Origin of the sequence: Desulfomicrobium baculatum DSM 4028, assembly GCF_000023225.1 — a bacterium.
Taxonomy (GTDB): domain Bacteria; phylum Desulfobacterota; class Desulfovibrionia; order Desulfovibrionales; family Desulfomicrobiaceae; genus Desulfomicrobium; species Desulfomicrobium baculatum.
On the sequence record NC_013173.1, the window covers coordinates 1005056 to 1030780 of the forward strand.

Below are 25725 nucleotides of genomic sequence, written 5' to 3' on the forward strand. Positions count from 1 at the left end.
GAAAGCCCGCCGCAAGGTAACGACTGCCCCGGAAATGCCCCGGGGCCGCCGGTTATCTCCAGTCTTTGCGCGGCGCAGTGGTGACGAGCTGAATGCCGGCCTGATAAAAGCCGGACCAACCGTCCGCGTCTTTTTTGCACCAGCGGATGAAGCCTGTCAGGAAGCTTGGGCTATCGTAGTCGATTGTTCCTCTGATCTCGTCGGCAAGGTAGATGCTCACAGGTACATCGTCGACGGCAACCTCGCGATCCAATTCCAGCAGGAGTCCGTCCGGGCTTTGATTGATGATCCTGGCCAGGCAGGGGCTGGGCAGTGATGGGGATACGACGGCGCAGCGCTGCAGGCTTGCAGTCCTGTTGAACTTTCTGTTTTCCGGCATGGAATGCTCCGAATGTGGGAGTTGCGAAAAATTATGTCTGTGATGCGGCCAAAAACTGCTTCTCAGCAAGCCATCGTGAACGCGATTTATTTGCGCGACATATCCGTTATTTTGCACAATGCCAATAGGTTGCTTGAAATTATCCGGACAGAGGGGGGACGGGCGCATGCGCAGGCGTGGGCGGAGTCCGGGTCGCGTTGGCGCGTTACGCGTGTTTCCGGGCAAAAAAGCGAAAGGGCGTGGACGCATCGGGAGTGATGCGCCAACGCCCCTTGCATGCGCTGGCCTGATTGTCTGCCCTAAACCTCGGCGTTGAGCTGAGTCGAGGCGTCATCGACAGGGGTGGCGCCAGTTTCGACTCCTGAACTCAGATTTTTGTATATATCCAGAAACTTCGAATAGGCCGCGCCGTTGCCCCGAGGTTCGCTCAGCGGAGGTAGCTGCTGTGCCGCTGTCGCATCGCTCTGCAATGTGCCCAGGCTTTCGCTGAACCAGTCTGAAAGGTCCTGCAAGGCGGTTTTGAAAGTCGTGCCCTCTGCAGATTGCTCAAGGCCTTCCTCCAACGCATCGCCCCCCTCCTCGCTCAATGTCGCGGCAAGCTGTTCCGCAGTTTGATCATCGGGGCTCGGCGCATCGCTATCTTCCTGAAGCTCGGCCAGTTCCTGCTCGTCAGGGGCAGGCTCTTCCACGACGGGCACTCCGGCAAACGCTCCTCCAAGCTTCTCAAGGAAGCTTGAGAACGTGGCGTTTATGCTTTCCAGGGTTGTGGACAGGGGCGTTTGCGACGCCTTGTCTCCTTCAAGCAGAAGTTGGATTTCGTCTGCGAAGGACTCGGCCAGTTCCTTGTCCTGCGCGGACAGGTCATACTCTTCTCCAAGTGTACCCGCCTTTGCCGCAAGATCGTCAAGCAGGCCAGGAACCGCGCCTTCAAACGCTTTTGCCGCGTTCTGGGCTGCCGCTTGCTGGAGTTCGTCGTGGAAGTTGATGCGCAGGCGCACGTCCGCGACGCCGCTGAAGTGTCCTTCCTGCAGGAGACGGAGCACTCCTTTCGAGCCTTCCGGGCCGGTGGCCTCGGCCGGTGCCGTGATTTCGTTCTTCCTAGCCTGCGACGCCACTTCCTGCGCGGCAGTGCGCGCTTCGGCGTGTTTGGGCTTGGCGTTCATCCAGGCTTGCTGGACATGCTGATTGTCTGAGGCGTGTACATTCATGATGCTGCTCCTTGAAAAGGTGCCTGATGCCGTTCTTATCGGCGATTCGGCGAGAAATCTTTACCTCTGTGGCCTCCATTGCTGCAAAGAGCATGCTAAGCGCGGAGTGATTGCGCCCTCCCTTATGGCCGATCCACCGGCCATGTCCGGACTGTCCGGAAATTGGAGGCGCTGCGGGTCGGGCAACGTCGATTGTCCTCTGCACGTTTACAATACCCGCTTCATCGGGTAGGGCCGCTCTGCATCTTTTGCCTGATGGATTGATACAGGATTCCGAGAGCCGCCTCTTCAAAGCACGAAGCGTCTTTGTGCCAGTATCAGCTAGCCCTGTGTGCATGGTTGCTGCGCTTCCAGTGTTTCATTGCATCAAATTTGGATATTTTTCACTCGATAATATATTATTTTTTTTAAAATATGGGTTCTGAAGAGACAAGGAGAATGGGAATATGAGCATGGAGTTGAACAAGAAATACGGGCTTTTTACCGCCATCGCCATGGTCGTGGGCATCGTCATCGGCAGCGGCGTCTTCTTCAAGGCGGAAAAAATTCTCACCGCCACCGGGGGCAATCTGCCGCTGGGGATTCTGGCCTGGATCATCGGCGGGTTCATCATGATCTCCTGCGCCTACACATTTTCGCTCATGGCTACTAAATACGAGCGCGTGAACGGCATCGTCGACTACGCCGAAGCCGCCATGGGCAAGAAATACGGTTATTATGTCGGCTGGTTCATGGCGCTCATCTATTACCCGACCCTGACCTCGGTTTTGGCCTGGGTCTCGGCCAGGTATACGGCCGTGCTGTTCGGGTGGGACATCACCGGAGGCGAGTGCATGACCATTTCCGGTTTCTTCCTGGTGGCGAGCTATGCCTTGAACGCCCTGTCGCCAGTGCTGGCCGGAAAATTCCAGGTCACGACGACCGTGGTCAAGCTGATCCCGCTTTTGCTCATGGCTGTGGTCGGCACGGTGTTCGGCTTGGACAACGGCATGATCGTGCAGAATTTTACCACCTCCGTCACGGAAGTCGATCCGCTCATTGCCGTGTTCACCGCCGTCGTGGCCACGTCTTTCGCATACGAGGGATGGATCATTGCCACCAGCATCAACGCGGAACTCAAAGACTCCAAGAGGAATCTTCCCCTGGCTTTGATGGTGGGCACCTTCACGGTCATGGTCGTTTATATATTATACTACGTCGGCCTGGCAGGGGCGGTCACCAATCAGACCCTGATGGAAGGCGGTCAGGAAGGGGCGAAGCTGGCTTTCGAGACCGTCTTTTCAAGCCTGGGCGGAACGCTCATCTTCGTTTTTGTCATCATCTCCTGCCTAGGCACCCTGAATGGCCTGATGCTCGGATGCACGCGCGGCATCTATTCCATCTCCGCCAGAAACCAGGGTCCCAACCCGTTCATGTTCAAACAGATCGACAATGCGACCAACATGCCCACGAACTCCGCCGTTCTGGGCCTCCTGTTGTCCGCGTTCTGGCTGGTGTATTTTTACGGGGCGAATCTCACCACACCGTGGTTCGGCTTTTTCTGCTTCGACCCTTCGGAACTGCCCATCGTGACGATCTATGCCCTGTATATCCCCATTTTCGTGGTCTTCATGAAAAAGGAATCCGACTTTTCGGTATTCAAACGCTACATCATGCCCTCTTTGGCCATATTCGGCAGCCTGTTCATGATGTTTGCCGCCTGCTTTTCGCACGGCATGGCCGTTGTGGCGTATCTTGCCATCTTTGGAGTGGTGATGCTGGGCGGGGTGTTCTTTTCGCGGGAGCGCGAGTTGTAGCGTTCGTTTTCGGAGACTTTTGTTTCACAGATAAAAAATGCCGGGCGGCTGCGTGATTGCAGCCGCCCGGCTTCGTTTTTTAGCGGGCGTTCGTTCAGCTCAGCGCAGCTCCACCGCCCATTTCTCAAGCTCGGGCACGGTGTCCACGATCTTCTCCTTCAGCAGAAAATCCGCGAACCGGGTGTAGCGTTTGTGGTCCAGAGCTCCAGGCCGCAAGGCGAAGCGGGGCAGGGTGTCCTTCCAGGCGCGGCGGTTCAGTTCGTCGTCGAGGCTGGCGCGGTCCCCGGAGACGAAGAGCTTCCAGCTCTCGTCCGGATGGTTGATCAGGTACTGCACCCCTTCCTCAAGCGCGTCGACAAAGGCGCGCAGTTTCGGGTCGGAAAGTCTGTTCGAGGCGGCGACGAGGATCAGTTCGTCGTAGGCGGGCACGCCGTATTCCTCGACAAAAAAGGCCTTGCCGGGGCGGCCCTCGATGTCCATCTGGTTCAGTTCGAAGTTGCGGAACGCACCGATGACGGCGTCGGTCTGGCCCGTGAACAGGGACGGGGACAGGGAGAAGTTGACATTGACCAGTTTCACGTCACCGAGGGCCAGGCCTTCTTTCTCAAGCATCACTTTCAGAAGCGCGGTCTCGAAGCCGCCCACGGAATAGCCGATGGTCTTGCCCTTCAGGTCCGCGATGGACTTGATGGGGCCGTCTTTGAGCACGACCAGCGAATTGAGCGGCGTGGCCACGAGGGTGGCGATACGGGTCAGCGGCAGGCCTTCGCTGACCTGCATCTGGTGCTGATGCTGGTAGGACACGGCGATGTCGGCCTGTCCGGCGGCCACGAGCTTGGGCGGGTCGTTGGGGTTGGAGGGGGCGATGAGCGTAACGTCCAGGCCGTGGTTTTTAAAGAAGCCTTTTTCCAGGGCCACAAAGAGAGGAGCATGGTCGGGGTTGACGAACCAGTCCAGGAGCACGGTCAGCTTTTGGGCGTGGGCCGAGGTGGCGCAGAGGAGGATGGTTGCAAGGAAGAGGGTGATTTTTTTCATTGGGTTATCCTTGGGTTGGGCGCGGGGCGCCGTGGTTTGAAGAATGGGAAATGGTTTGCAGCAGTGCGGCCGCGTTCCGGTTCGATTCGGGCCGGGGCCGCCAAAACTCCTTCACCGGCCTCGTACTGTTTTCCCGTCGCTGCTGCCGAACAAAAGGGCGTGCTTCGGGCGGAAGGCGACGGGAAAACAAACGATGCCTGGCTCAGTCAGACAGTTGCCGCCCCCGGCCCGAATCGAACCGGAACGCGGGGACCGGGGCTGAAATAGTGAAGATCGGATTCATTGGATTCCCTGTTTCGGCTGCCAGAAGACCAGCTTGTCCAGCAGGCGGTCGATCAAAAAATAGAGGGCCAGGGACGTGACCGCCAGGACGGTCAGGGCCGCGAACATGACGTCGATCTGCATGCGGGCGTTGGCGTGGAGCATGTAGAACCCAAGCCCCGCGCTCGACCCGACCCACTCCCCGACCACGGCTCCGATGGGCGCCACGGCCGTGGCCACGCGCAGGCCCGAGGCGAAGGCGGGCAGGGCCGAGGGGATGATGATGGTGCGCAGCACGGCCAGGGGCTTTGCTCCCATGATGCGGGCCAGTTCCAGCAGGTCGGGTTCGGTGCGCTGCATGCCTGAGTAGAAGGACGAAGCCACCGGAAAAAAGATGATCAGCACCGCCATGCCCACCTTGGACGCCATGCCGTAGCCCAGCCACAGCACCAGGATCGGAGCCAGGGCAAAGACCGGGATGGCCTGGCTGACCACCAGCACGGGCAGCATCCAGCGCTTGAGGAGCGGCGAGAGGATCATGATTAAGGCCGCGCCCGTGCCAAGGATCGTGCCCAGGGCCAGGCCCAGCAGGATTTCCGTGAGGGTCGTGCCCAGATGGGACAGGAGCAGTGGAAATTTGTCGAGCAGGGCATGGCCGACGGGCAGCGGTCCGGGCAGGATGTAGGGCGGAGCCCCGGTCAAAGTGACCAGGAGTTGCCACAGGAGGAGCAAGCCTGCCGTCAGGATCAGGGGGCGCAGGATGTTCATGCCGCCTCTCCGTTCATGAGCCGTTTGAGCAGACTCGCATACAAGGCGGTCACTTCCGGGTTGCCTGCTTCTCGCGGGGGGAGGGCGGCGGGCTCGATGATTTCGAGCACCCGCACGGGCGCGCCGCCGAGGACGACGATGGTGTGCCCCAGACGCAGCGCCTCCATGGGATCGTGGGTGACCAGCACCACGGTCGCCCCCACGGTCAGGCGCGCGGCCAGGTTCTGCAGCCGCACGCGGGTCAGGGCGTCAAGAGCGGAAAAGGGCTCGTCCATGAGGATGACGGGCCGCTCCTCCATGAGCGTGCGCAGAAGCGCCCCGCGCTGGCGCATGCCCCCAGACAGTGCCGTGGGCAGCTTGTCTTCGTAGCCGGTCAGGCCCGCTTCCCGGATCAGGGCCAGGGCCTTGGCGCGTTTTTCGTGCGAAAGTTCGCCCCGCAGACGCGCCCCGAGGAGGACATTGTCCAGCAGCGTGAACCAGGGCAGGAGCAGGTCGTTCTGGCTCATCCAGGCTACTGTGCTGTCTGTTGTCGGCTCGAAACGAATCCTTCCCTTGAAATCAAGGTTCGGCGATCCGGCCATGAGCTTGAGCAGGGTTGACTTGCCGCATCCGCTCGGTCCCAGGATGCAGGTCGTCCTGCCGCCCGCAAGCGTCAGGGTCAAATCCGCGAAGAGCGGCTGGCCGGCGAAATCGAGGCTAAGGTCCTCAAGGACGATGTCCGGGGCGGTCTGCATGGGCGTGGAGAGTTGCACGGTTACTCGAAGAACCGGTAGAAGTGATGCACCGGCCCGTGGCCCCGCCCGATGACGTACGCGGCTCCGGCCCGGATGGCCCCGCTTATGTACTCCTTGGCGTGGCGCACGGCCGTCTCCACATCCTCGCCCCTGGCCAGGTTCGAGGCGATGGCCGAGGACAGGGTGCAGCCCGTGCCGTGGTTGTTGCGGGTCGGGATGCGCACGCCCGGCAGGGTCACGACGCGGCCTTCGGGGCCGAGGTAGAGGGTGTCGTCGCTGTCGCCCGATTCCAGGTGCCCGCCTTTGACCAGCACATTCTCGCAGCCCATGGCCGCAAGCTCCGTCAGCGCCTCCATGGCCGCTGCCTGGGTGGCGATCTCCCGGTTCAGCAGCACCGAGGCTTCGGGCAGGTTCGGCGTGATGAGCGTGGCCAGGGGGATGAGCTCGCTTTTCAGGGCTTCGATGGCCTCGTCCTGCAACAGCTTGTCCCCGCTCTGGGCGACCATGACCGGGTCGAGGACAATGGTCCCCACCCCGTGCCGGATCAGGCCCTGCGCCACGGTGCGGATCAGTTCCGGGGAAAAGAGCATGCCGATCTTGACCGCGTCGGCTCCGATGTCGCCGAGCACCGCGTCCATCTGCGCGGCCACGAAATCAACCGGCACGGGGTGGATGCCGGTCACGCCCAGTGTGTTCTGGGCGGTCAGGGCGGTGATGACGCTTGCTCCGTAGCAGCCGTGGGCCGCGATGGTCTTGAGGTCGGCCTGGATTCCGGCCCCGCCGCCGCTGTCGGACCCGGCGATGGTCAATACCCGGTGATATGTGCGCTGGTTCATGGGTGTTCCTTGGCTCGGCGAATGATGGTTTTGAGTTCTGCGGCTGCTCGCTTCGGGTCCGGGGCCGAGATGATGGCCGAGACCACGGCCACCCCGTCGCATCCGGCGCGGATGACCTCGGTCGCGTTGCCGGGGCCGATGCCGCCGATGCCGACCAGGGGCAGGGACACGGCCGCGCGGATGAGGGCGACGCCGTCAAGGCCCAGCGCCGGGGCAGTATCGGTCTTGGTCGGGGTGGCGAAGACGGGGCTGATCCCGACATAGTCCGCGCCTTCGGCCTGCGCGCGCACGGCGTCGTCCACGCATTCGGCCGAGATGCCGATGAGCATGTCCGTTCCGACCAGTCGGCGGGCGTCGGCGATGAGCATGTCGGTCTGGCCCAGGTGTACGCCGTCTGCGCCCACGGCCAGGGCCACGTCGAGGCGGTCGTTGATGATCAGCGGAATGCCGGTCCCGGCCAGCAGTTCCCGTACGGCCCGCGCTTCGGTCACGAACTGCCGCGTCGAGCACTCTTTTTCGCGCAACTGCACGCAGGTCACGCCCCCGGCCACGGCGGCGCGGACGATGTCCACGGTGGAGCGGCCCAGGGACAGTCTCCGGTCCGTGACCAGGTACAGGGACAAATCAGGCATGGTGTTCCTCGCGGATGCGGCAGCCTTTGGCCAGGTCTTCGGGGGAGAGATTGTAGAGGGCGTCCAGAAGATGGATCTGGAAGGAGCCGGGACCGTCGGCGATGTTGCCGGCCCGTTCTCCGGCCAGCCCGAAGAAGGCCAGGGCAGTGGCGGCGGCGGAGACGGGATCCGGGTCCACGGCGTGGAAGGCTCCGACCAGGGCCGTGGCCGAACAGCCCGTGCCCGTGACGTAGGGCATGAGCCTGTGCCCGCCTTCGATGATCAGGGTGCGATGGCCGTCGGTGACAATATCCGTGGGGCCGGTGATGGCCAGGGTCGTGCCCAGTTCGCGGGCCAGGGCGCCGGCCGCTTTGGCCGCGTCCTCGATGGAGTCGGTGGAATCCACGCCCTTGGTCGCGGAGCCCTGTCCGGCCAGGGACAGGATTTCCGAAGCGTTGCCGCGCACTACGCTGACCTTTGTCCAGGCCAGGATGGATTTGGCGGTTTCGGTGCGAAGCCCGGTCGCCCCGGAGCCCACCGGGTCAAGGATGATGGGCTTGCCCAGGGCCGAGGCCCTGCGTCCGGCCTTGAGCATGGCCGCGACCCACACGTCGGTCAGGGTGCCGATGTTGAGCACCAGCGCCCCGGCGTAGGCGACCATTTCTTCGACTTCGTTCTCGGCATGGGCCATGACCGGCGACGCGCCGCAGGCCAGGAGCACGTTGGCGGTGTAGTTCATGACCACGAAATTGGTGATGTTGTGGATCAGGGGCTTGGAACGCCTGATGGCTCGCAGATTTTCGGCTGCTTTTTGGGACAGATCGGACATGGGATACCTCACACGAAGAGTTGTGGAGGCAGCGGAGGCGAGGAATGGTTTGCCGGCGATTGCGGCCAGTCTTGCAATTCCCTTCGCTGGCATGATCCAGATCAGGTTCAACGGGTATCATCTCAGGCTCCTCGCCACCCCTGCAAAAACTCGTCATTGGCTAGGATAAGCGGGGGGAGGTGTCAAGACAGGCGTGCGCCGACGCTGAATTACGCGGGCAGTTTTTTATGTATGACAACAGAATGGAGTTTTATGCGGCCTTGTGCCATGTTCTTACTGATGCGGCTGAACTTGTGGAACAGAAGTAATGACGCGTCCTTTACAAAAATTCAGCCGGCGCCGGAGTTGAGATATGATCCTGTCTGAGAAAATCGCCTTGGCCAGATCGCGGATGGTCGAGGTGCTGGAGCGTTTCGGCCCCGGCGCGGCCGTGGGCTGGACCGGCGGCAAGGACTCCACGGTGGTGCTGGCCCTGTGGAGGGAACTGCTCGCGGCCAAGAGGCTAGGTGCTCCTGTGCGGGCCCTGAATCTGGACACGGGCTGCAAGTTTCCGGAGGTGCTCGCCTTTCGCGACCGGCTGGTCCGCGAGTGGGATCTGGAACTGCACATTGTCCGGCCCGGCGTCGATCTGTCCCGCTACCCGCTGGCTGTCGACCCGGTGGCCTGCTGCGGCGATCTGAAGATCCGTCCTTTGAATGAGGCCGTGCGGGGCTTGTCCATCCCGGCGCTGTTGACGGGGGTGCGCGCCGACGAGAATCCGGACCGGGCGGACCGGCCCTGGCTGGAAGATCACGGCGACCGCGTCCGGGTTCTGCCCATTCTGGAATGGACGGAACTGGACATCTGGACCTTCATGACGCGCGAGTCCATCCCCTGGTGTACGCTCTACGATCAGGGCTATCGGTCGCTTGGTTGCATGCCCTGCACCTCCCGTTCGGGCCATGGCGAGCGTTCGGGCCGCGACGCGGCCAAGGAGGAGCGCATGGGGCAGCTCAGAAGCCTGGGATATTTTTAGGCTTGGTCCTGCCCGGTCAGGGCTTCGAGGACGCTGATGTCGGGGATGCAGATGACGCCGCGCCCCTTGAGCTGGATGGCGTTTTCCTTGGCCAGGGCGTTCAGCAGCGAGGAAACTGTCTGACGGGAGGAGCCGATGATGGTGGCCATCTGCTCGGTGTTCAGCCCCAGGGAGACCATGCCTCCGTCGGAGCAGCCGCCGCATCCCTTGCACTCCACGCAACGCGGCATGCGCCGGGCTTCGTAGACCAGAAATTCGATGAGTCGGTTGCGTACATCCTTGAAGGCCAGGGTGTCGATGACGGAGATGGCGTGCGAGAGAAGGTCGCCAAGCACATGGATCATGGCCGAGTTGAAGCTCGGCATGGAGCCGAGGTAGCGGCGGACTTCGGGTACCCCGGCGATCAGGATCTCAAGCTCGTCCAGGGCCTGCACAAAGGCTCTGGTGTGCGTGGCGTAGACATCCCCGCAGTCGAGCATGGCCATGGTGAATTCCTTGTCGCGATAGGCGAGGTACACGCGGGCCCGGCCCCTGGTCACGATGAATATCTGGTCCCCGGACTTGGGTTCGAAGGCCAGCACTCCCTTTGCATACTTTCGGGAAATGAAGAGCTTGCGCAGAGGGGCCATCTCCGGGCGGTCAAGGTCCTGCAGCAGCGTGGTTTCGGTCAGGCGCATGATGAACTCCGGCTTTCGATCCTGGAAAAGTCGGTCTTGACGGGGGACTCGGTGCGAGTGTCCCGTCTTTTTCCGGATTCATGCTGGCTTCCCGCCCTTGTGTCCAGCGCCGAAGGCCAGGTGTCTTTCACACCCTTCAGGAATTTTTACCCATTGACGCGAGCAACCGGGCGCAGGCCGCATCGACAAGAGGGCCATCGGCCAGATTAAGGACGCTGGCCTGGGCCAGTTGCCGCTCGACCAGGCTCGGCAGGATCGGCAGGTGCACCACGTTGTCCGGCAGGCCCGTCATTTTCGGAAGTTCGGGTTCGCCCATGCCGCGATTGACCGCCAGAACCTGCCGCGTCAGTCCCAGTTCACCGGCCAGCGCGCCCACTCTGGCCGCTGTCTCCAGCGACCGGCGGCTCGGTTCGCTGACCACCACCAGGGCGTCCACCCCGGCCACGGTCCCGCGCCCCAGATGCTCCACGCCCGCTTCCAGATCCACCAGCACGTAATTTTCCTCCTGCAATACCAGATGGGCCAGCACGGACTTGAGCAGAGCGTTGGCCGCGCAGGCGCAACCGTCGCCGGCCCCGGTGATGGAGCCCATGGTCAGGAGGCGCTTGCGGCCCGGCCGGATGCCCCCGGCGGCGGTGACGGGCAGTTCCACGCTGAGTTCACCCGGCAGGTCGGACACATCCGGGTTGAGGCGCAGATAGCCGCCACCGATGCGCTCGCGGACCAGATCCTCGCGCGCGTTCAAGGGCACGGGCAGATCCTCGGGTCCAAGCCCGCAAGCCTGGCCGAGGCTCAGCGCCGTGTCCGCGTCCACCAGCAGCACGTCGTGTCCCTGCCTGGCCAGATAGTCTCCAAGCCAGGCGCATAAGGTGGTCTTTCCCACCCCGCCCTTGCCCGCGAATGCGATCTTCATGCGATTCTCCTTACAAAAGGGGGAAGTCTGCGCTTCCCCCTTTTCGTCCATTCGATTCGTTGGCTAAGCCGGCCAGCCCAGGGCCACTCGCTTGGCCTTGATGCGTTCATCGATCAGTTCTGCCGCCTGCAGTGGGCCGGGCTCTACCGCAAAGCATGCCCCGAAGACGTCATCGAGACCTTTCAGCGCCAGGGTCGTGATCATGGAACTGCCCAGGATGTGTGGCGGGAGCCCCAGGTGGGTGTAGATTCCGCTGGCCACGGCGTAGAGGCCGATGGCCGCCGCCTTTTCGGAGTACCATTCGGGCGCGCTGGCCGCCACGGGCAGGTCGCTGATATCAAGGCCCGCATAGTTGGCCAGTACCGCGCAGATGTGCAGGATGCGCGAGTTGTCCACGCAGCTGCCCACATGCAGCACCGGCGGGATACCCAGGGCCTGGCAGATTTCCGCCAGACCGGCCCCGGCCCGTGAGGACGCCTCAGGTTCCAGAAGCCCGGCCTTGCCCATGGCCACGGTGGCGCAGCCCGTGGCCAGCACCAGGATGTCGCGTTTGATGAGCTCCTGGGCCAGGTTCACATGCACATGGTCGTGCTTGAGCTTGGGGTTGTTGCAGCCCACGATTCCGACCACGCCGCGCACCTTCCCGGCCTGCAGGGCCTGGATCAGGGGCTCGGGCGTACCGCCCAGGGCGCCGAGGATGGCCTCGTTGGAGAAGCCGGAGGTGATGGACATGGGCTTGGACGGAATCTCGACCTTGTCCGGGTCGCGGAGGGAGTAGGCTTCGATGGCCATGAGCACGGCTTCACGGGCCTTTTCGCGGGCGTTGTTATAGTTGAATTCCATGTGGATGCCACCGGGGAACTTGGCCTTGTCCGAGGTGGAGACGAACTTGGTGTGGTAGCATCCGGCCACGTTCACGAGGCTCGGCATGATGCACTGGTAGTCCACGATGACCATCTCCACCGCGCCGGTGACGATGGCCAGCTCGGTCATGAGGTGGTTGCCGGCCATGGGCACGCCCTGGCGCATGAGCAGCTCGTTGCCCGTGCAGCACAGGCCCGCGATGTTGATGCCCGTGGCTCCGGCCTCTTTGGCCTTGGCCAGGATCGCGGGTTCGCGGGTCGCGGCCAGGATCATTTCCGAAACGATGGGGCTGTGGCCGTGGACCAGGATGTTGACCTGGTCCTCGCGCAATACGCCCAGATTGACGGTGGATTTGACGGGTTTGGGCGTGCCGAAGATGATGTCCGAGACTTCGGTTGCGATCATGGATCCGCCCCAGCCGTCGCCCAGGGCCACGCGGCCGGCGTGCAGGCAGATGGAGACCGGGTCGCAGTCCACGCCCATGTGCGTGCGGTGGAGCATCTCCACGCAGTCGCGGTCGATGCCGCGCGGCGTGCAGCCGAAACGCTCCCAGAGATCCTTTCGTTTCTGGGGTGCGCGGCTGCTGAAGGCCACGTTGTGGGAGCGGCACCCGTAGTCCTCGAAGAAGAGGTTTGCCAGGGCCTTGGCCCGTTCCTGCACCGACAGTCCTTCGACATCTATGCCCAGTTCCTTGCAGATGCGTTCAAGCTTGGCTTCGTCGCGGATGCCGTAGTCCGTGGTCTTGCCCTCGCCGATCGCAGCCAGGGTTTCAAGCAGGTCCCGGCCATGATCCGAATGCGCGGCCGCTCCGGCGGCCACAAAGCGGCCGAAGTTGCGGGCCACGGTCAGATCGGCATCGGCTCCGCACACGCCGAGCATTTTCTTCGGTCCCTTGGGATTGATGCGGCAGGGGCCCATGACGCACTTGCTGCACGTCAGGCCTTGTTCGCAGAAGGTGCAGTGCGGCGTCTGGTCTTTGAGTCGGTCCCAGACGAGGTTCACCCCCTCGCGTCCGGCCTTGGCGATCATTTTCTGGGCGTCTTCCCAGGGGCTCAGATCCGAAATTTCCCTTTCTTTGGCCATGCGTGCCCTCCTTCTCGTTTTATGGCTTGCGCCAGGTCCTGGGTGATGGGAGCTGTATTGCCGCCGTGTGGCGGTCCGACCGGAATGTCCTAGCCATAGCATGATTTTTTGTCTGTCGCCTAGCTGACAGCGGGGGGTAATTTTCGGATTTCCCGTCCTTGGCTTTGAAGACCAAATTCATTACGCTCCCCCGCCATGACCCAAAACGATCCATCCGTACTTTTTCCGCGCGTAAGGACCCGCTCCCTCTCTGTGGGCGGGGTGGGCATTGGCGGGGACAACCCTGTGCGCGTGCAGTCCATGACCAACACGGATACTCGTGACGTCGACGCGACCCTGGCCCAGATCAAGGCCCTGGCCGGGGCCGGCTGCGAGATCGTGCGTCTGGCCGTGCTCGATCTGGAAGCGGCCATGGCTCTCAAAACCATCTGCGCCGCCACGCCCGTGCCGCTCATCGCGGATATCCACTTCGATTCCCGTCTGGCCGTGCAGGCCGTGGAGGCGGGCGTGAAGGGCCTGCGCATCAATCCCGGCAACATCGGCGGGCCTGACAAGGTCGATCGGGTGGTCGACGCAGCCCGCGCGGCCGGCGTGCCCATCCGCATCGGCGTGAACAGCGGCTCCGTGGACAAGGAACTGCTCAAAAAACACGGCGGCCCGACCCCTGCGGCCATGGTCGAGAGCGCCTTGGGACATGTGCGGTTGCTGGAAGAGCGCAAGTTTGGGGACATCAAAATTTCGCTCAAATCCTCAAGCGTTTTGGGTACGATCGCGGCCTACCGGCTCATGGCGAAGACCGTCGATTATCCGTTGCACATCGGCGTGACCGAAGCCGGTACGGCCATGCGCGGGGCGGTCAAGTCGTCCGTGGGTCTCGGGATTCTGCTGGCCGAGGGCATCGGCGACACGCTGCGGGTTTCGCTCACCGCCGATCCCGTGGAGGAAATGCTCGTGGCCTGGGAGATCCTGCGCGCTTTGGGCCTGCGCTCCAGAGGCCCGGAGATCGTATCCTGCCCGACCTGCGGCCGTACGGAGATAGGGCTCATCGAACTGGCCAGCGCCGTGGAAGACAGGCTGCGCGGGGTGGAGGACGTCTTCACCGTGGCGGTCATGGGCTGCGTGGTCAACGGGCCGGGCGAGGCGCGGGAGGCGGACATTGGCGTGGCCGGTGGCCGCGAGTCGGGCCTCATCTTCCGCAAGGGCGAGGTTGTGCGCAAGGTCAAGGGCCGGTCGGAGCTCTTGCCCGCCTTCATGGAAGAGCTGGAAAAATTTCTGGAGGAGCGGCGGGGCGTCGCATGAAAGCGCGCCAGCTGATTCCGGCTGATGGAAATGCCTGCCGCACGGGGGTGAGACATGTCTGGTAAGGACTTTCAGGACCGCGCCGTCGGGGCCATCATGGGCGCTTTCATCGGGGACGCCCTGGCCCTCGGACCGCATTGGTACTACAATCTGGACGACCTGCGCCGCGACTATGGCGACTGGATCACCGGCTACACCGACCCGAAGCCTGGCCGCTATCATGCAGGCTTGCGGGCCGGGCAGCAGTCCCAGGCGGGATTCATCCTCGAACTGACGCTGGCCTCTCTGGTGGAGCGCGGCGAGTATGATGCCGAGGATTTCTGCCAGCGCATGGACTATGAGCTGTTTTCCCTGCTCGACGGCACGCCCGTGAGCGGACCGGGGAGCTACACCAGCCAGTCCATCCGCGAGGCCTGGCGGCGGCGCGTCAAGCAAAAGCTGCCGTGGGGACAGACCGCGGGACAGGCCGACACCACCGAGGCCATCGAGCGCACCCTGGCCATCGCCGTGCGCTACGCCCTTGATCCCGCGCAGCTTGCCACGGCCGTGGCCGGTAACGCCGCCCTGACCCAGGCCGATGACCTCGTCCTGTCCCTGACCGTGGCCTTCGGCACCGTGCTCGGGCAATTGGTGCAGGGGCATCCGCTGGACACGGAGATTTCCGACCGGCTCATGAAGCTGGTCAAGACCGGGGAGCTGCCGTTTCACGCCGTGACCCGCGAGAACCTGCAGCCGCCACGACCGGGTGATCCCGATCCGCCGCGCGCCGGGCGTTTCGCGTCTCCTGACGCGCTCCTGTCCCCTGCGTACATGGCCGCCGCAGCTGCGGACCCAGGCGTCCGCATCGAACCGGCCTGGAAGGTCTCTCTGGTCTATGGCATGCCCTGCGCCATCTACCATCAGCTGCCCGCTGCATATTACTTGGCGGCGCGCTTCCGTGACGACTTTGAATCCGCCGTGCTCCATGCCGTGAACGGCGGCGGACAGAACCAGGCCCGCGCCATCCTGACGGGCGCCCTGGTCGGGGCTCAGGCGGGATTTTCCGGCATTCCCTGGCGCTTCACCGACGGCCTTGCGCGAGGCACCGACTTGCTGGAGCTTGCGGAGAGGCTGGCGGAGCAGGCGGCGGGGGAGGGCCGTTGAGTACTAGCCTTTTCCAATACGGTTCCCTTTTGGGAAAGATCAAGTCTCGTATCCGCTCGGCACAGGCGAAAGCGGCGCTTTCCGCTAACGCGGAGATGATAGCCATGTATTGGGACATCGGGCGGATGATCCATAATCGTCAAGTTGAAGAGGGGTGGGGGGCGGGCGTCATTCCTCGGCTGGCTGCGGATTTGAAAAATGAACTGCCTGAAGTTAAAGGATTTTCTGAACGAAATTTGAAGTACATGATTCGTTTCGCTCGAGAATACGGTACGGACCTTGAGGATGGGTTTCTTTCTTCGCGGGCAATTGTGCAGCAGCCTGCTGCACTTTTCGCAGAGGGCGATGATCGAGGACCGATTGTGCAGCAGGTTGCTGCACAATCGGAAATGCCCCTTGCCGTCATATTGGGACTGCCGTGGTTTCATCACATAGCCCTTTTTGAGAAGATCAATAATTAATTTACCTATATTCCATTGAGGAGACATTTCATGCTTTTCAGCAAATTCTACGTGCCCACCCTGAAGGAAACCCCGGCCGAGGCCGAGGTGATCAGCCACAAGCTTCTGCTGCGCGCGGGCATGATCCGCAAGCTGACCAGCGGCATCTACACCTACATGCCGCTTGGCCTTCGTGCCATCAACAAGGTCGCAAACATCGTGCGCGAGGAGATGAACCGGGCCGGGGCCCAGGAAATCTCCATGCCCATGGTGCAGCCGGCCGACCTGTGGCAGGAGAGCGGGCGCTGGGATTTCTACGGCAAGGAGCTCCTGCGCCTCAAAGACCGTCACGGCCGCGACTACTGCCTCGGACCCACGCACGAGGAGGTCATCACCGACCTGATCCGCGGCGAGGTCCGCTCCTACCGTCAGCTGCCCATCAATCTGTACCAGATCCAGACTAAGTTTCGCGACGAGATTCGCCCTCGCTTCGGCCTCATGCGCGGGCGCGAGTTCATCATGAAGGACGCCTATTCCTTCGACAAGGACGACGAGGGCGTGAACGCCAGCTACCAAGCCATGTACGACGCCTACACCCGCGTCTTCACCCGCCTGGGCCTGGAATTTCGGGCCGTCAGCGCGGACTCCGGCGCCATCGGTGGCAGTTTTTCCCATGAGTTCATGGTGCTGGCCGACACCGGCGAAGACACCCTGGCCGTATGTACATCCTGCTCCTACGCCGCCAACCTGGAGAAGGCGGAAACCAAGGCTCAGCCCATGTGCACAACTACCTGCGCCGCGTACGAGCAGGTAGCCACTCCTGGCAAGCACACGGTGGAAGACGTGGCCGGATTCCTGGCCGTGGCCATGACCCAGGTCATGAAGACCCTGCTCTTTGACGTGGACGGCAAATCCGTGGCCGTGCTGCTGCGCGGCGACCGCGAAGTCAACGACGTGAAGCTGAAAAATCTCCTCGGCGCGACCAGCGTCGAGCTGGCCACCCCGGAACAGGTCGTGGCCTGGACCGGCGCGCCCGTGGGCTTTGCCGGACCGGTAGGACTTACGGTCGACGCCATCTACGCGGATCACGAGATCGCGGCGGGCACGGACTTTGTCTGCGGAGCCAACGCCGCCGACGCGCACCTCATCCACGTCGACCCGCGCCGCGACATCACCCTGTCCACGGACGCCGCCCCCACGGGCTACGCGGACCTGCGCTCCATCACCCTGGACGACCCCTGCCCGGCCTGCGGCGGCTCCCTGACCATGCCCAAAGGCATCGAGGTCGGCCACGTCTTCAAGCTCGGCACCAAGTACTCCAAGTCCATGAACGCGACCTTCCTGGACGAGAACGGCAAGGAACAGGTCATCATCATGGGCTGCTACGGCATCGGCGTCAGCCGCGTGGTCGCGGCCTGCATCGAGCAGAACAACGACGCAAACGGCATGATCTTCCCGCCGTCCATCGCACCCTTCGAAATCACCATCCTGGCCATGTCCACCAAGGACGAAAAGGTCATGGCCAAAGGCCGCGAAATCCACGACTGGCTCGAATCCCAAGGCATCGACACCCTGTTCGACGACCGCGACGAACGCCCCGGCGTGAAGTTCAACGAAGCGGACCTGCTCGGCTCCCCCATGCAGATCGTCATCGGCGGCAAGGGGCTCGAAAAGGGCGTGCTGGAGGTGAAGAACCGCAAGACGGGCGAGAAGAGGGAACTGCCCGTGGCCGATTGGCAGAATGCGGTTCTGGAATGGCGCAAGGAAGTGATGAAGGAGTGGGGTCTGGCATAACCTGCCGCCATAAGGAGTCGGGCTGTTGCGCCACTGTCGCAACAACCCGGCCCAACGGACATCATTTACACATGCACATCTTCTCCGTCCGTACCCTCACCCAAGCCATCAAGGATGTCCTTGAAGGCGAATTCCCGTTCGTCTGGGTCCGGGGACAGGTTTCCAACCTTTCTCGTCCGCCGTCCGGGCATGTGTATTTTTCCCTCAAGGACGATGACGCCACCTTGAGCGTGGTCTGGTTCAAGGGGGCGCAGCCCAAGGGTTCCGTGGACGGTGGCGAGCGGGTCAATCCTGTTACCGGCGAGGTGGAGAGCGGGGAGCCTTTTGCGCTGTGCGATGGGCAGGAAGTGCTCGTGGCCGGGCGCATGAATGTCTATCCGCCGCGCGGGGCCTATCAGCTGGTGGCGGAGTTGGTGCAGGGGCAGGGCTTGGGCGAGCTGGCCGTGGCCTTTGAGGCCATGAAGGCCAAGCTTGCCGCCAAGGGCTATTTCGATCCGGACCGCAAAATGGTCCTGCCGCGCAATCCGCGCCGCGTTGCCGTGGTCACGGCTCCCCAGGGCGCGGCCTTGCAGGATTTTTTGCGCATCGCGGATGACCGGGGCTATGGGGCCACCATTCGGGTCTATCCGAGCCTGGTGCAGGGCGAGAGCGCTCCGGCGCAGATTGCCGCCGCCCTGGACCGCGCCGACCGGGACGGGTGGGCCGAGGTCATCGCGCTCATTCGCGGCGGCGGGTCCCTCGAAGACCTGTGGGCCTTCAACACCGAGCCCGTGGCCGAGGCCGTGTTCCGGGCGCGGCTGCCGGTCGTGTGCGGCGTGGGGCATGAAGTGGACACGAGCATAGCCGATCTGGTGGCGGACCAGCGCGCGGCCACGCCGTCGCATGCGGCGCAGATTTTGTGGACCGAACGCGGCGTGCTGCGTCAGCAGGCCGACGAAATTTTTCTGGCTCTGACGCGCGGCATGGATCGCCTGCTGGACCTGCGCGAGCGCGACCTGCAGCGCCATGCGCAGGGTCTTGCCTGGCATTCCCCGGCCCGGCGCATCGAGCGCGGCGGCTTTGAACTGGAGCGCCTGGCTGGCCGTCTGCGGCAGGCCATTCGCACGCAGGTGGAAAGCCGCGCCGCGACCCTGGTGCGTCTGGAGGATCGGATGTATCGATCCTTTGGCCCGGCCGCGATGCTGTCGCTGCGTTCGGAACTGGACAGGGCGCAAGGGGCCCTGGAACAGGTCGGAAGCCGCTTCGTGCGTGTCCGCCTGGAGAGTCTGCGCGGAGTCGAGGGCCGTCTGGCCGCCCTGGACCCTGCGGCCCCGCTGGCGCGTGGATACGCGCTGGTCCGAGGTTCGGCCGGTTTTGTTCGTTCGCGGGAGGATGTGCAGGCGGGGGATGAGATCCGGGTGCAGGTGGCGGACGGAGAATTTTCAGCGGAGGTGCTGCCATGACGTTTGGGCGAGTTCTTTTTTTCATGCTTTTGACCCTGTTCCTGTCAGCCATGCCCGGCCCGGGCTTGCATGCGGCGCAACTGCGCCTGGAATGTCCGGAAGTCATCGGAATCGGCCTGCCCTTCGTGGTCAGGGTCGAGTCCGACGAGCCTCTGGACAGGCTGCGCGTGGAGTGGGCCGGGAAGACGCTTACCGTACCCGGGGCCGGAAAGAAGGCTGTTGAATTTCTGCTCGGAACGGACGTGCTCAAGTCCAGGCCGGGCTCTGAGACCCTGCGCATCCTCAAGCTTGGCCTCAGTCCTCTGGCCGTGCAGACTTCCATTCTGGTCGAGCAGCGCGACTTTCCCGAGCAGCGTCTGACCGTGCCTACGGAAATGGCCAGCCCCCCTGCGGCAGTGCAGGAGCGCATCGCGCGCGAAAACGCCGAGATACGCGCAGTCCTGAACACGGTGTCCCCCGACAGCCATCTCATTTTGCCGCTCATGCGGCCTGTTCCGGGCGAAGTCAGCAGTGATTACGGCCTGAAGCGTTTTTTCAACGACATGGAGCGCAACCCGCACCGAGGACTTGATCTGCGGGCCGCGTTGGGCGATCCCGTACGGGCCGCCGCGCCCGGGCAGATCGTGCTTGCGGCGGATCATTATTACGGCGGCCGATCGGTTTTTCTCGACCACGGCCTGGGCGTGTTCACCGTTTACATGCATCTGGACGATATAAAGGTTCGTCAGGGCGACATGGTCGAGGCCGGGGAGATTCTCGGACTGGCAGGCCAGACCGGGCGGGTCACGGGGCCGCATCTGCACCTGGGCCTCTACGTGCTCGATCTGGCCATGGACCCGGCGGCCCTTTTTTTCGCGAAACAAAGCCAATAAACAAGGCGTGACATGGCAAAAGCACAACAGACTTTCGAGAAACGGCTGGAACGGGTCCGTGAGATCACGGCTCTGCTTGAAAGCGGGGACCTGCCCCTGGAGCAAGGCGTGAAGCTTTTTCAGGAAGGGGTGGCTCTCTCCAAAGAATGCGCGGCGGAACTGGAACAGGCCCGCATCATCGTCGAGAGCGCCGGTCAGGAGTCCTCGGCCCAGAACGGAATGGCACCCGGAGACGAGGCATGAATCCACAGGAAATGAAGGCCGAACTGGGGGTACTGGGCGCTCTGGTGGAATCGCGCCTGGCCACGATATTCGCGGATGGTCGCAGCCCGTCGCCTTTGGTCGCCTCTATGGAATATTCCCTCATGGCCGGCGGCAAGCGCTTGCGCCCGGTGCTCTGCCTGGCCTGGGCCGAACTGGCGGGGGGTAGCGTGCACGCGGTGCTCGATTTCGCCTGCGCTATCGAGTGCATCCACACGTATTCCCTCATCCATGACGATCTGCCGGCCATGGACGACGACGACCTGCGCCGGGGCAAGCCCTCCAATCACAAGCGGTTCGACGAAGCCACGGCCATCCTGGCCGGGGATGGCCTTTTGACCGAGGCCTTCACCCTGGCGTCGTCCCTTGAACTGCGGCCGGAGAGGATCCTCAAGGCCGTTTTTCACCTCTCGACTGCTGCCGGTCCGCGTGGCATGGTCGGCGGTCAGGTTTTGGACATGGGGCTGACCGGGAAATCCGCAAGCCTGCCGCAGCTGCGTGAGATGCACGCCAAGAAGACCGGGGCGCTGATCGAGACGTCCTGCGTCACGGGCTGCGTTCTCGGCGGCGGAGACGACTCCGAACAGGCCAAGGCCTCGGAATATGGGCGGGCCATCGGTCTGGCCTTTCAGGTCACGGACGACATTCTGGACGTGATCGGAGACGAGGCCGCGCTCGGCAAGCCTGTGGGGAGCGACGTGGCCCAGGGCAAATCGACATATCCGGCCCTGCTCGGCATCGATCAGAGCAGGGTCCTGGCCAGACAGAGCGTGGACCAGGCCCTGGCCGCCCTGGCGGGATTTTCCCATCCTCGCGCCGATTTTCTGCGGGCCGTGGCCCTCTATATTTTGGATAGAACGCATTAGGAGCATCAATGACTGAGCAAACCCTGCAGGAACTTTTTCCCATCCTGGCCGCCATCAAGAATCCCGGCGACGTGCAGGCCATGGATGAAAAGGAACTGACCAGGCTTGGCGAAGAGATTCGCCGCATGATCATTCAGACCGTGTCCACCACGGGCGGGCATCTGGCCCCGTCCCTTGGCGTGGTGGAACTGACCATGGCGCTGCTGCGCGTCTTCAACCCGGCCCGCGACCGCATCGTCTGGGACGTGGGGCATCAGGCCTATGCCTACAAGCTGCTGACCGGCAGGCTCGGGCGCTTCCACACCCTGCGTCAGTTGGACGGAATCAGCGGCTTTCCCCGCATCTGCGAGAGCCCCTTCGATCATTTCGGCGTCGGCCACTCCTCGACGTCCATCTCCGCCGCCCTGGGCATGGCCGCCGCCCGCGACCTGGCCCATCAGGATCACAAGGTCGTGGCCGTCATCGGCGACGGCTCCATGACCGCCGGGCTGGCCTACGAGGGCCTGAACCAGGCCGGGGGGCTGGGCAAGAACATGGTCGTGGTCTTGAACGACAACGAGATGTCCATTTCGCGCAATGTCGGGGCGCTGTCGTCTTTCCTCAGCCGCAAGCTGTCCAAGCGCTGGGTGCAGCGCTTCAAGAAGGAAGCCGAATCCATCATGCGCCAGATCCCGAGGATCGGTGACGATCTGGCCGAATACGCCCGCCGCAGCGAGGACTCTCTCAAAAGTTTCTTCACCCCCGGCATGCTTTTCGAGGCTTTCCGCTTCACCTACATCGGCCCCTTGCAGGGGCACGACATGCGCATGCTGACCAATGTCTTTCAGCAGACCCGTGAACTGGAAGGCCCCATTCTGGTCCATGTCCTGACCAAGAAGGGCAAGGGCTACGCGCCGGCCGAAACCAATCCGACCTTTTTTCACGGGGTGGGCTGCTTCGAACCCGAGACCGGGGCGGCCCGAAAGTTCGCGGACTGTCCGCTGCCCAGCTACACCGAGGTGTTCGGTTCCACGCTGTGCAAGCTGGCCGAAAAGGACGAGCGCGTTGTGGCCATCACCGCCGCCATGCCCGAGGGCACCGGGGTGAGCTGCTTCGCGGACAGGTTTCCGGAACGCTTTTTCGATGTCGGCATCTGCGAGCAGCACGCCGTGACCTTTGCCGCCGGGCTGGCCTCGCAGGGCATGAAGCCCGTGGTGGCCATCTATTCGACCTTCATGCAGCGTTCCTACGACCAGATCGTGCACGACGTCTGCCTGCAGAACCTGAACGTGACCTTCTGCCTGGACCGGGGCGGCCTGGTCGGCGAGGACGGGGCCACGCATCACGGCGTGTACGACCTGTCCTTTCTGCGCCATATCCCTGGGCTGGTGGTCATGGCTCCGCGCAACGAACCCGAGCTGCAGCACATGCTGGCCACGGCTCTGGCCCATGAAGGCCCGGTGGCCTTGCGATATCCGCGCGGAGTGGGCGAGGGAGCGGCCCTGGTCGAGACGCCGGAAATTCTTCCCCTCGGCCGGGGCGAGTTGCTGCGCGAGGGATCGGACGGAGTCATCGTGGCGCTGGGCAGCCGGGTCAACCCTGCCCTGGAGGCGGCGCGGATGCTGTGCGAGGAGACAGGCAGGGAAGTGGCCGTGTTCAACGCCCGTTTCGTCAAGCCGTTGCCCGAGGAGCATTTGCTGGCCTTGGCCGCCTCGCAACCCTTTATGCTTCTGGTCGAGGAGAACGCCCTGCCCGGAGGCTTCGGTTCCGCCGTGCTTGAGCTTCTGGCTGACCACGACGCGCTTTCCAGCCTGCGCGTGAAGCGGCTGGGCGTTCCGGACCGCTTCATTGAACACGGCAGCCAGAAGGAACTCCGGGCCCGGGTCGGCATCAATAGGGACGGGATTTTGAATACGTTGCGGGCGCTGGTCCGCTGATATCCTGCAGGAACTGCCTTCGAAAACCGTTGTCATGGGCTACTTTCCGCCCAGTGCTTCGAAGCCGGAGATGACGTCGAACAGTTCCTCGTCGATGTCGCTCTGGCGTAAACGATGAAATGCTGCGTTGAGGCCCTCCAGCAATTCATCGATGTTCTTGTCGGCGCGCTGCATCGCCGACAGGCGACTCGCATTTTCGCTCGCAAGGGATTCGGCGCACGCCCGGAAAAGCGAGACGAAAAGATATTCGCGAATGAGCGCCCGCAAGGTCGACGTGCCGCCACCCATGATTTCGGGCAGGTTTTTCGTCGGCCAGGGGAGTTCGGCCAGCTTGCGTCGCCAATTTTCGTCCAGCGGGAGCAGCCGCTGATTGACGGGCGCGTAAACCGCCCCGGAGGTGGGGCGGTTGTAGAAGAGGTGGAGTTCGGTGACTTCCCCCCGCTTGCGATGCCTCTCGCTCTCCACGAGAATTTGTCCTACGAGCGGCGTGATGCCTTTGACGGAGCCCGGCACGGTGAAGAGTCCCGTCGGCGGCAGGCCCGCATCCGCCAGACGCGCATGAATGCGTTCACCGACGGCCCAGACCTGGGGGGTGCCCGGTAGCGCCGCCATCGTCTTGACCGCGTAATCGGCGACCACATCATTGAACTGGCCCACCAGACCCTGGTCCGAACCGAACACGACCGCGCCAACCACGTCCGAAACCGCATGTCCTTTTCGTTCTGCACTCATTGGCACCGGTTCCTTCTGTCGGAAGCATGTGCCCAGCCCCAGTTCCACGGTATGATAGTAATCGGCCAACGCCCGCACCGATTGTTCGTATTGCCCAATGCTTGAGGCGGCTACGGCTTTCATGGTGCGAACGACGGATTGGAGGTCTCCGGCGGTGCTGATCTTTCGGCGCAGGTTCGCCACTGTGTCGCTCATGACTTCTTCCCGATTCCGGACGCGGCCTCGGGTTTCACCTCCGTCCGGACTTCAGGCCGAGACCCCTGCGGTTTGGGTTCGGGCTTCGACTGCGGTCCGGCCTTGACTCCCAATGGTGCATCTTCTTTGGTTTCCGAGGCCTCCTCGAGTTCTTCTGGCCTGGCTTCAATTTCTGAACCCGGCCCAGGCTCAGTTTTCCTGTCTCCGATTTTTCCCTGACCTTTCTTTTGCTCGACCTGGAAGCGCGCAAGGGAGTTGTGGGCGATTTGAATGATCGCTTCACGATCCGCGTCGCTTAATTTTTCGGCGGAATACAATCGCTCGATCACCTTGGGCGGGATATCCGCAGCCGCTTCCTGCACGGCATTTTCCGCTTCCGTCATCTGCTCAAGCGGCACAAGGTCGAACAGTTCCGCGGTCAAGGCGAGCAGCACGGCGATTTGCGCAGGCACCGAGACCGGGGTGGATTCCTGCTGTTTGAGGCAGGCCCTGATCCGCCGCCCGTGCTCGAGGATTTTGCGGGTGTCTTCATCCAGGCGTGCTCCGAACCGGGAAAAGGTTTCGAGCTCCTCAAACTGTGCATAAGCGAGCTTGAGATCGCCCGCCACCGCGCGATAGGCCGCCCGTTGCGCTTTGCCGCCGACGCGCGAAACGGACTTCCCCACATCGACCGCAGGCAGCACGCCCAGTTCGAACAGCGACGGAGAGAGGTAGATCTGACCATCCGTGATGGAAATCAGGTTGGTCGGAATATAGGCGGAAATGTCCTGCGCTTCGGTTTCGATGACAGGCAGAGCGGTGAGAGAGCCGCCACCGGCCTCTTCGCGCAGATGCGTCGCACGTTCGAGCAGTCGCGAGTGGATATAGAAGATGTCGCCGGGGAACGCTTCGCGACCGGGCGGACGGCGCAGCAGGAGAGAGAGTTCACGGTAGGCGCGCGCGTGATGGGTGAGGTCGTCGTAAACAATCAGCACATCCCGGCCCGCTTCCATGAAATATTCCGCGATGCTGGTCGCGGCGTAAGGGGCGATGTACGCGAGGCCCGGGGGGTCGTTGCCTTCGGTCACGACAATGACGGTGTACTCCATCGCGCCATTTTTCTGCAAGGTTGCCACGGCCTTCGCCACGGCGGACGCACGCTGACCGATGGCGCAGTAGACGCACAGGACATCCTGGTCGCGCTGGTTGAGGATTGTGTCCATGGCAATGGCGGTCTTGCCCGTCTGGCGGTCGCCGAGAATCAGCTCGCGCTGGCCGCGCCCAACGGGAATGAGCGCATCGATGACCTTGAGGCCGGTCTGCAGGGGTTCCGTGACGGGAGAGCGGTCCATGATGGGCGGGGCAGTGCGCTCGACGGGCAGGCGACGGTTTCCGGCCACTGGCCCGTTGCCGTCGAGGGGCCGACCGAGCGGGTCGATGACGCGTCCGAGCAGACTATCGCCCACGGCCACGTCCATGACCCGGCCCGTACGCCGGACTTCATCTCCCGCTTGGAGATGCCAGTATTCGCCGAGCAGGACGACACCGATTTCGTCCTCGTCCACGTTGAACGCAATGCCGGGCACATCGCCGGGAAACATCACCAGTTCATCATAGCCCACACCGGGAAGACCCGACACCTTGGCGATGCCGGTGGCGACACTGGTGATCGTGCCCACCTCCCGCAGCGTCAGTTGCGGCGTGAATGTTTCCCGCACGTGGCTTATGTTGGAGAACACGCTGTCGAAAACGTCCTGAAGGCTCTCTGATTTCATGC

24 protein-coding genes and 1 riboswitch are annotated in these 25725 nt (G+C 63.0%); of the genes, 11 read left to right on the forward strand and 13 right to left on the reverse strand.

What is annotated here, in order from left to right; all coding sequences use genetic code 11:
* Positions 1-52: 52 nt before the first annotated feature.
* Entirely contained in the window at positions 53-379 is a 327-nt protein-coding gene (locus DBAC_RS04685; RefSeq protein WP_015773137.1) for a PilZ domain-containing protein, read from the reverse strand.
* Between the two features lie 299 nt (positions 380-678).
* A complete protein-coding gene (locus tag DBAC_RS04695; protein ID WP_015773138.1) occupies positions 679-1587 on the reverse strand; it encodes a hypothetical protein in 909 nt (302 codons plus the stop codon).
* Between the two features lie 446 nt (positions 1588-2033).
* On the opposite strand from DBAC_RS04695, the gene DBAC_RS04705 reads away from it, so the two are divergent.
* Positions 2034-3383, forward strand: coding sequence for an APC family permease (locus tag DBAC_RS04705; protein ID WP_015773139.1), 1350 nt, complete (start codon positions 2034-2036; stop codon positions 3381-3383).
* Positions 3384-3482: 99 nt separating this feature from the next.
* Here the strand turns inward: DBAC_RS04705 and DBAC_RS04710 are convergent, their stop codons facing one another.
* The 6 genes from DBAC_RS04710 to thiM all read right to left on the reverse strand — a co-directional run bounded on the left by DBAC_RS04710 (position 3483) and on the right by thiM (position 8457).
* Positions 3483-4418 carry an ABC transporter substrate-binding protein gene (locus DBAC_RS04710; protein WP_015773140.1) on the reverse strand — a complete coding sequence of 312 codons (936 nt, stop codon included), beginning with the start codon at positions 4416-4418 and terminating at the stop codon, positions 3483-3485.
* A gap of 279 nt (positions 4419-4697) precedes the next feature.
* The gene (locus DBAC_RS04715) at positions 4698-5447 is read right to left on the reverse strand and encodes an ABC transporter permease (RefSeq protein ID WP_015773141.1); all 750 of its coding nucleotides are present in this window, start codon (positions 5445-5447) and stop codon (positions 4698-4700) included.
* On the reverse strand, positions 5444-6199 hold the full coding sequence (locus tag DBAC_RS04720) for an ABC transporter ATP-binding protein (protein WP_015773142.1): 756 nt from the start codon (positions 6197-6199) through the stop codon (positions 5444-5446). Before DBAC_RS04720 ends, DBAC_RS04715 begins: the two co-directional genes overlap by 4 nt.
* A gap of 2 nt (positions 6200-6201) precedes the next feature.
* Positions 6202-7017, reverse strand: a complete 816-nt coding sequence (gene thiD, locus DBAC_RS04725; protein ID WP_015773143.1) for a bifunctional hydroxymethylpyrimidine kinase/phosphomethylpyrimidine kinase — start codon at positions 7015-7017, stop codon at positions 6202-6204.
* A complete protein-coding gene (gene thiE / locus DBAC_RS04730; RefSeq protein WP_015773144.1) occupies positions 7014-7649 on the reverse strand; it encodes a thiamine phosphate synthase in 636 nt (211 codons plus the stop codon). Before thiE ends, thiD begins: the two co-directional genes overlap by 4 nt.
* Positions 7642-8457 carry a hydroxyethylthiazole kinase gene (gene thiM, locus DBAC_RS04735; protein WP_015773145.1) on the reverse strand — a complete coding sequence of 272 codons (816 nt, stop codon included), beginning with the start codon at positions 8455-8457 and terminating at the stop codon, positions 7642-7644. The genes thiE and thiM overlap by 8 nt, the downstream gene beginning before the upstream one ends.
* A gap of 58 nt (positions 8458-8515) precedes the next feature.
* Positions 8516-8609: riboswitch (TPP riboswitch) on the reverse strand.
* A gap of 200 nt (positions 8610-8809) precedes the next feature.
* Between thiM and DBAC_RS04740 the strand changes: the two genes are divergently transcribed.
* Positions 8810-9472, forward strand: coding sequence for a phosphoadenosine phosphosulfate reductase family protein (locus DBAC_RS04740; protein WP_015773146.1), 663 nt, complete (start codon positions 8810-8812; stop codon positions 9470-9472).
* Here the strand turns inward: DBAC_RS04740 and DBAC_RS04745 are convergent.
* From DBAC_RS04745 to cooS, 3 genes are all read right to left on the reverse strand, one after another.
* Positions 9469-10149 (reverse strand): Crp/Fnr family transcriptional regulator, encoded by a 681-nt coding sequence (locus tag DBAC_RS04745; RefSeq protein WP_015773147.1) that lies wholly within the window; start codon positions 10147-10149, stop codon positions 9469-9471. The genes DBAC_RS04740 and DBAC_RS04745 overlap by 4 nt on opposite strands.
* A gap of 136 nt (positions 10150-10285) precedes the next feature.
* Positions 10286-11062, reverse strand: coding sequence for an ATP-binding protein (locus DBAC_RS04750; protein ID WP_015773148.1), 777 nt, complete (start codon positions 11060-11062; stop codon positions 10286-10288).
* A 63-nt stretch (positions 11063-11125) separates the two neighbouring features.
* Positions 11126-13009 (reverse strand): anaerobic carbon-monoxide dehydrogenase catalytic subunit, encoded by a 1884-nt coding sequence (cooS, locus tag DBAC_RS04755; protein WP_015773149.1) that lies wholly within the window; start codon positions 13007-13009, stop codon positions 11126-11128.
* Positions 13010-13204: 195 nt separating this feature from the next.
* Here cooS and ispG point away from each other — a divergent pair, with 195 nt between their 5' ends.
* From ispG to dxs, 9 genes are all read left to right on the forward strand, one after another.
* The gene (gene ispG, locus DBAC_RS04760) at positions 13205-14308 is read left to right on the forward strand and encodes a flavodoxin-dependent (E)-4-hydroxy-3-methylbut-2-enyl-diphosphate synthase (protein WP_015773150.1); all 1104 of its coding nucleotides are present in this window, start codon (positions 13205-13207) and stop codon (positions 14306-14308) included.
* A 54-nt stretch (positions 14309-14362) separates the two neighbouring features.
* Positions 14363-15451, forward strand: coding sequence for an ADP-ribosylglycohydrolase family protein (locus DBAC_RS04765; RefSeq protein WP_015773151.1), 1089 nt, complete (start codon positions 14363-14365; stop codon positions 15449-15451).
* On the forward strand, positions 15448-15912 hold the full coding sequence (locus DBAC_RS04770; RefSeq protein ID WP_015773152.1) for a DUF1016 N-terminal domain-containing protein: 465 nt from the start codon (positions 15448-15450) through the stop codon (positions 15910-15912). The genes DBAC_RS04765 and DBAC_RS04770 overlap by 4 nt, the downstream gene beginning before the upstream one ends.
* A 30-nt stretch (positions 15913-15942) precedes the next feature.
* The gene (locus tag DBAC_RS04775) at positions 15943-17685 is read left to right on the forward strand and encodes a proline--tRNA ligase (protein ID WP_015773153.1); all 1743 of its coding nucleotides are present in this window, start codon (positions 15943-15945) and stop codon (positions 17683-17685) included.
* 71 nt (positions 17686-17756) lie between these two features.
* Entirely contained in the window at positions 17757-19127 is a 1371-nt protein-coding gene (gene xseA, locus DBAC_RS04780) for an exodeoxyribonuclease VII large subunit (protein ID WP_015773154.1), read from the forward strand.
* Complete coding sequence (locus DBAC_RS04785; RefSeq protein ID WP_015773155.1) at positions 19124-19999, forward strand: M23 family metallopeptidase; 876 nt, start codon at positions 19124-19126, stop codon at positions 19997-19999. Before xseA ends, DBAC_RS04785 begins: the two co-directional genes overlap by 4 nt.
* Positions 20000-20011: 12 nt before the next feature.
* The gene (xseB, locus tag DBAC_RS04790) at positions 20012-20242 is read left to right on the forward strand and encodes an exodeoxyribonuclease VII small subunit (protein ID WP_015773156.1); all 231 of its coding nucleotides are present in this window, start codon (positions 20012-20014) and stop codon (positions 20240-20242) included.
* Complete coding sequence (locus DBAC_RS04795) at positions 20239-21126, forward strand: polyprenyl synthetase family protein (protein WP_015773157.1); 888 nt, start codon at positions 20239-20241, stop codon at positions 21124-21126. The genes xseB and DBAC_RS04795 overlap by 4 nt, the downstream gene beginning before the upstream one ends.
* Before the next feature lie 8 nt (positions 21127-21134).
* A complete protein-coding gene (dxs, locus tag DBAC_RS04800) occupies positions 21135-23042 on the forward strand; it encodes a 1-deoxy-D-xylulose-5-phosphate synthase (RefSeq protein ID WP_015773158.1) in 1908 nt (635 codons plus the stop codon).
* Positions 23043-23081: 39 nt separating this feature from the next.
* On the opposite strand, the gene DBAC_RS04805 is transcribed toward dxs, so the two are convergent.
* Both DBAC_RS04805 and DBAC_RS04810 read right to left on the reverse strand, forming a co-directional pair.
* Entirely contained in the window at positions 23082-23969 is an 888-nt protein-coding gene (locus DBAC_RS04805; RefSeq protein WP_015773159.1) for a F0F1 ATP synthase subunit gamma, read from the reverse strand.
* Positions 23966-25723: an alternate F1F0 ATPase, F1 subunit alpha gene (locus tag DBAC_RS04810; protein WP_015773160.1), complete on the reverse strand. Its 1758-nt coding sequence runs from the start codon at positions 25721-25723 to the stop codon at positions 23966-23968. Before DBAC_RS04810 ends, DBAC_RS04805 begins: the two co-directional genes overlap by 4 nt.
* Between the last annotated feature and the right edge of the window lie 2 nt (positions 25724-25725).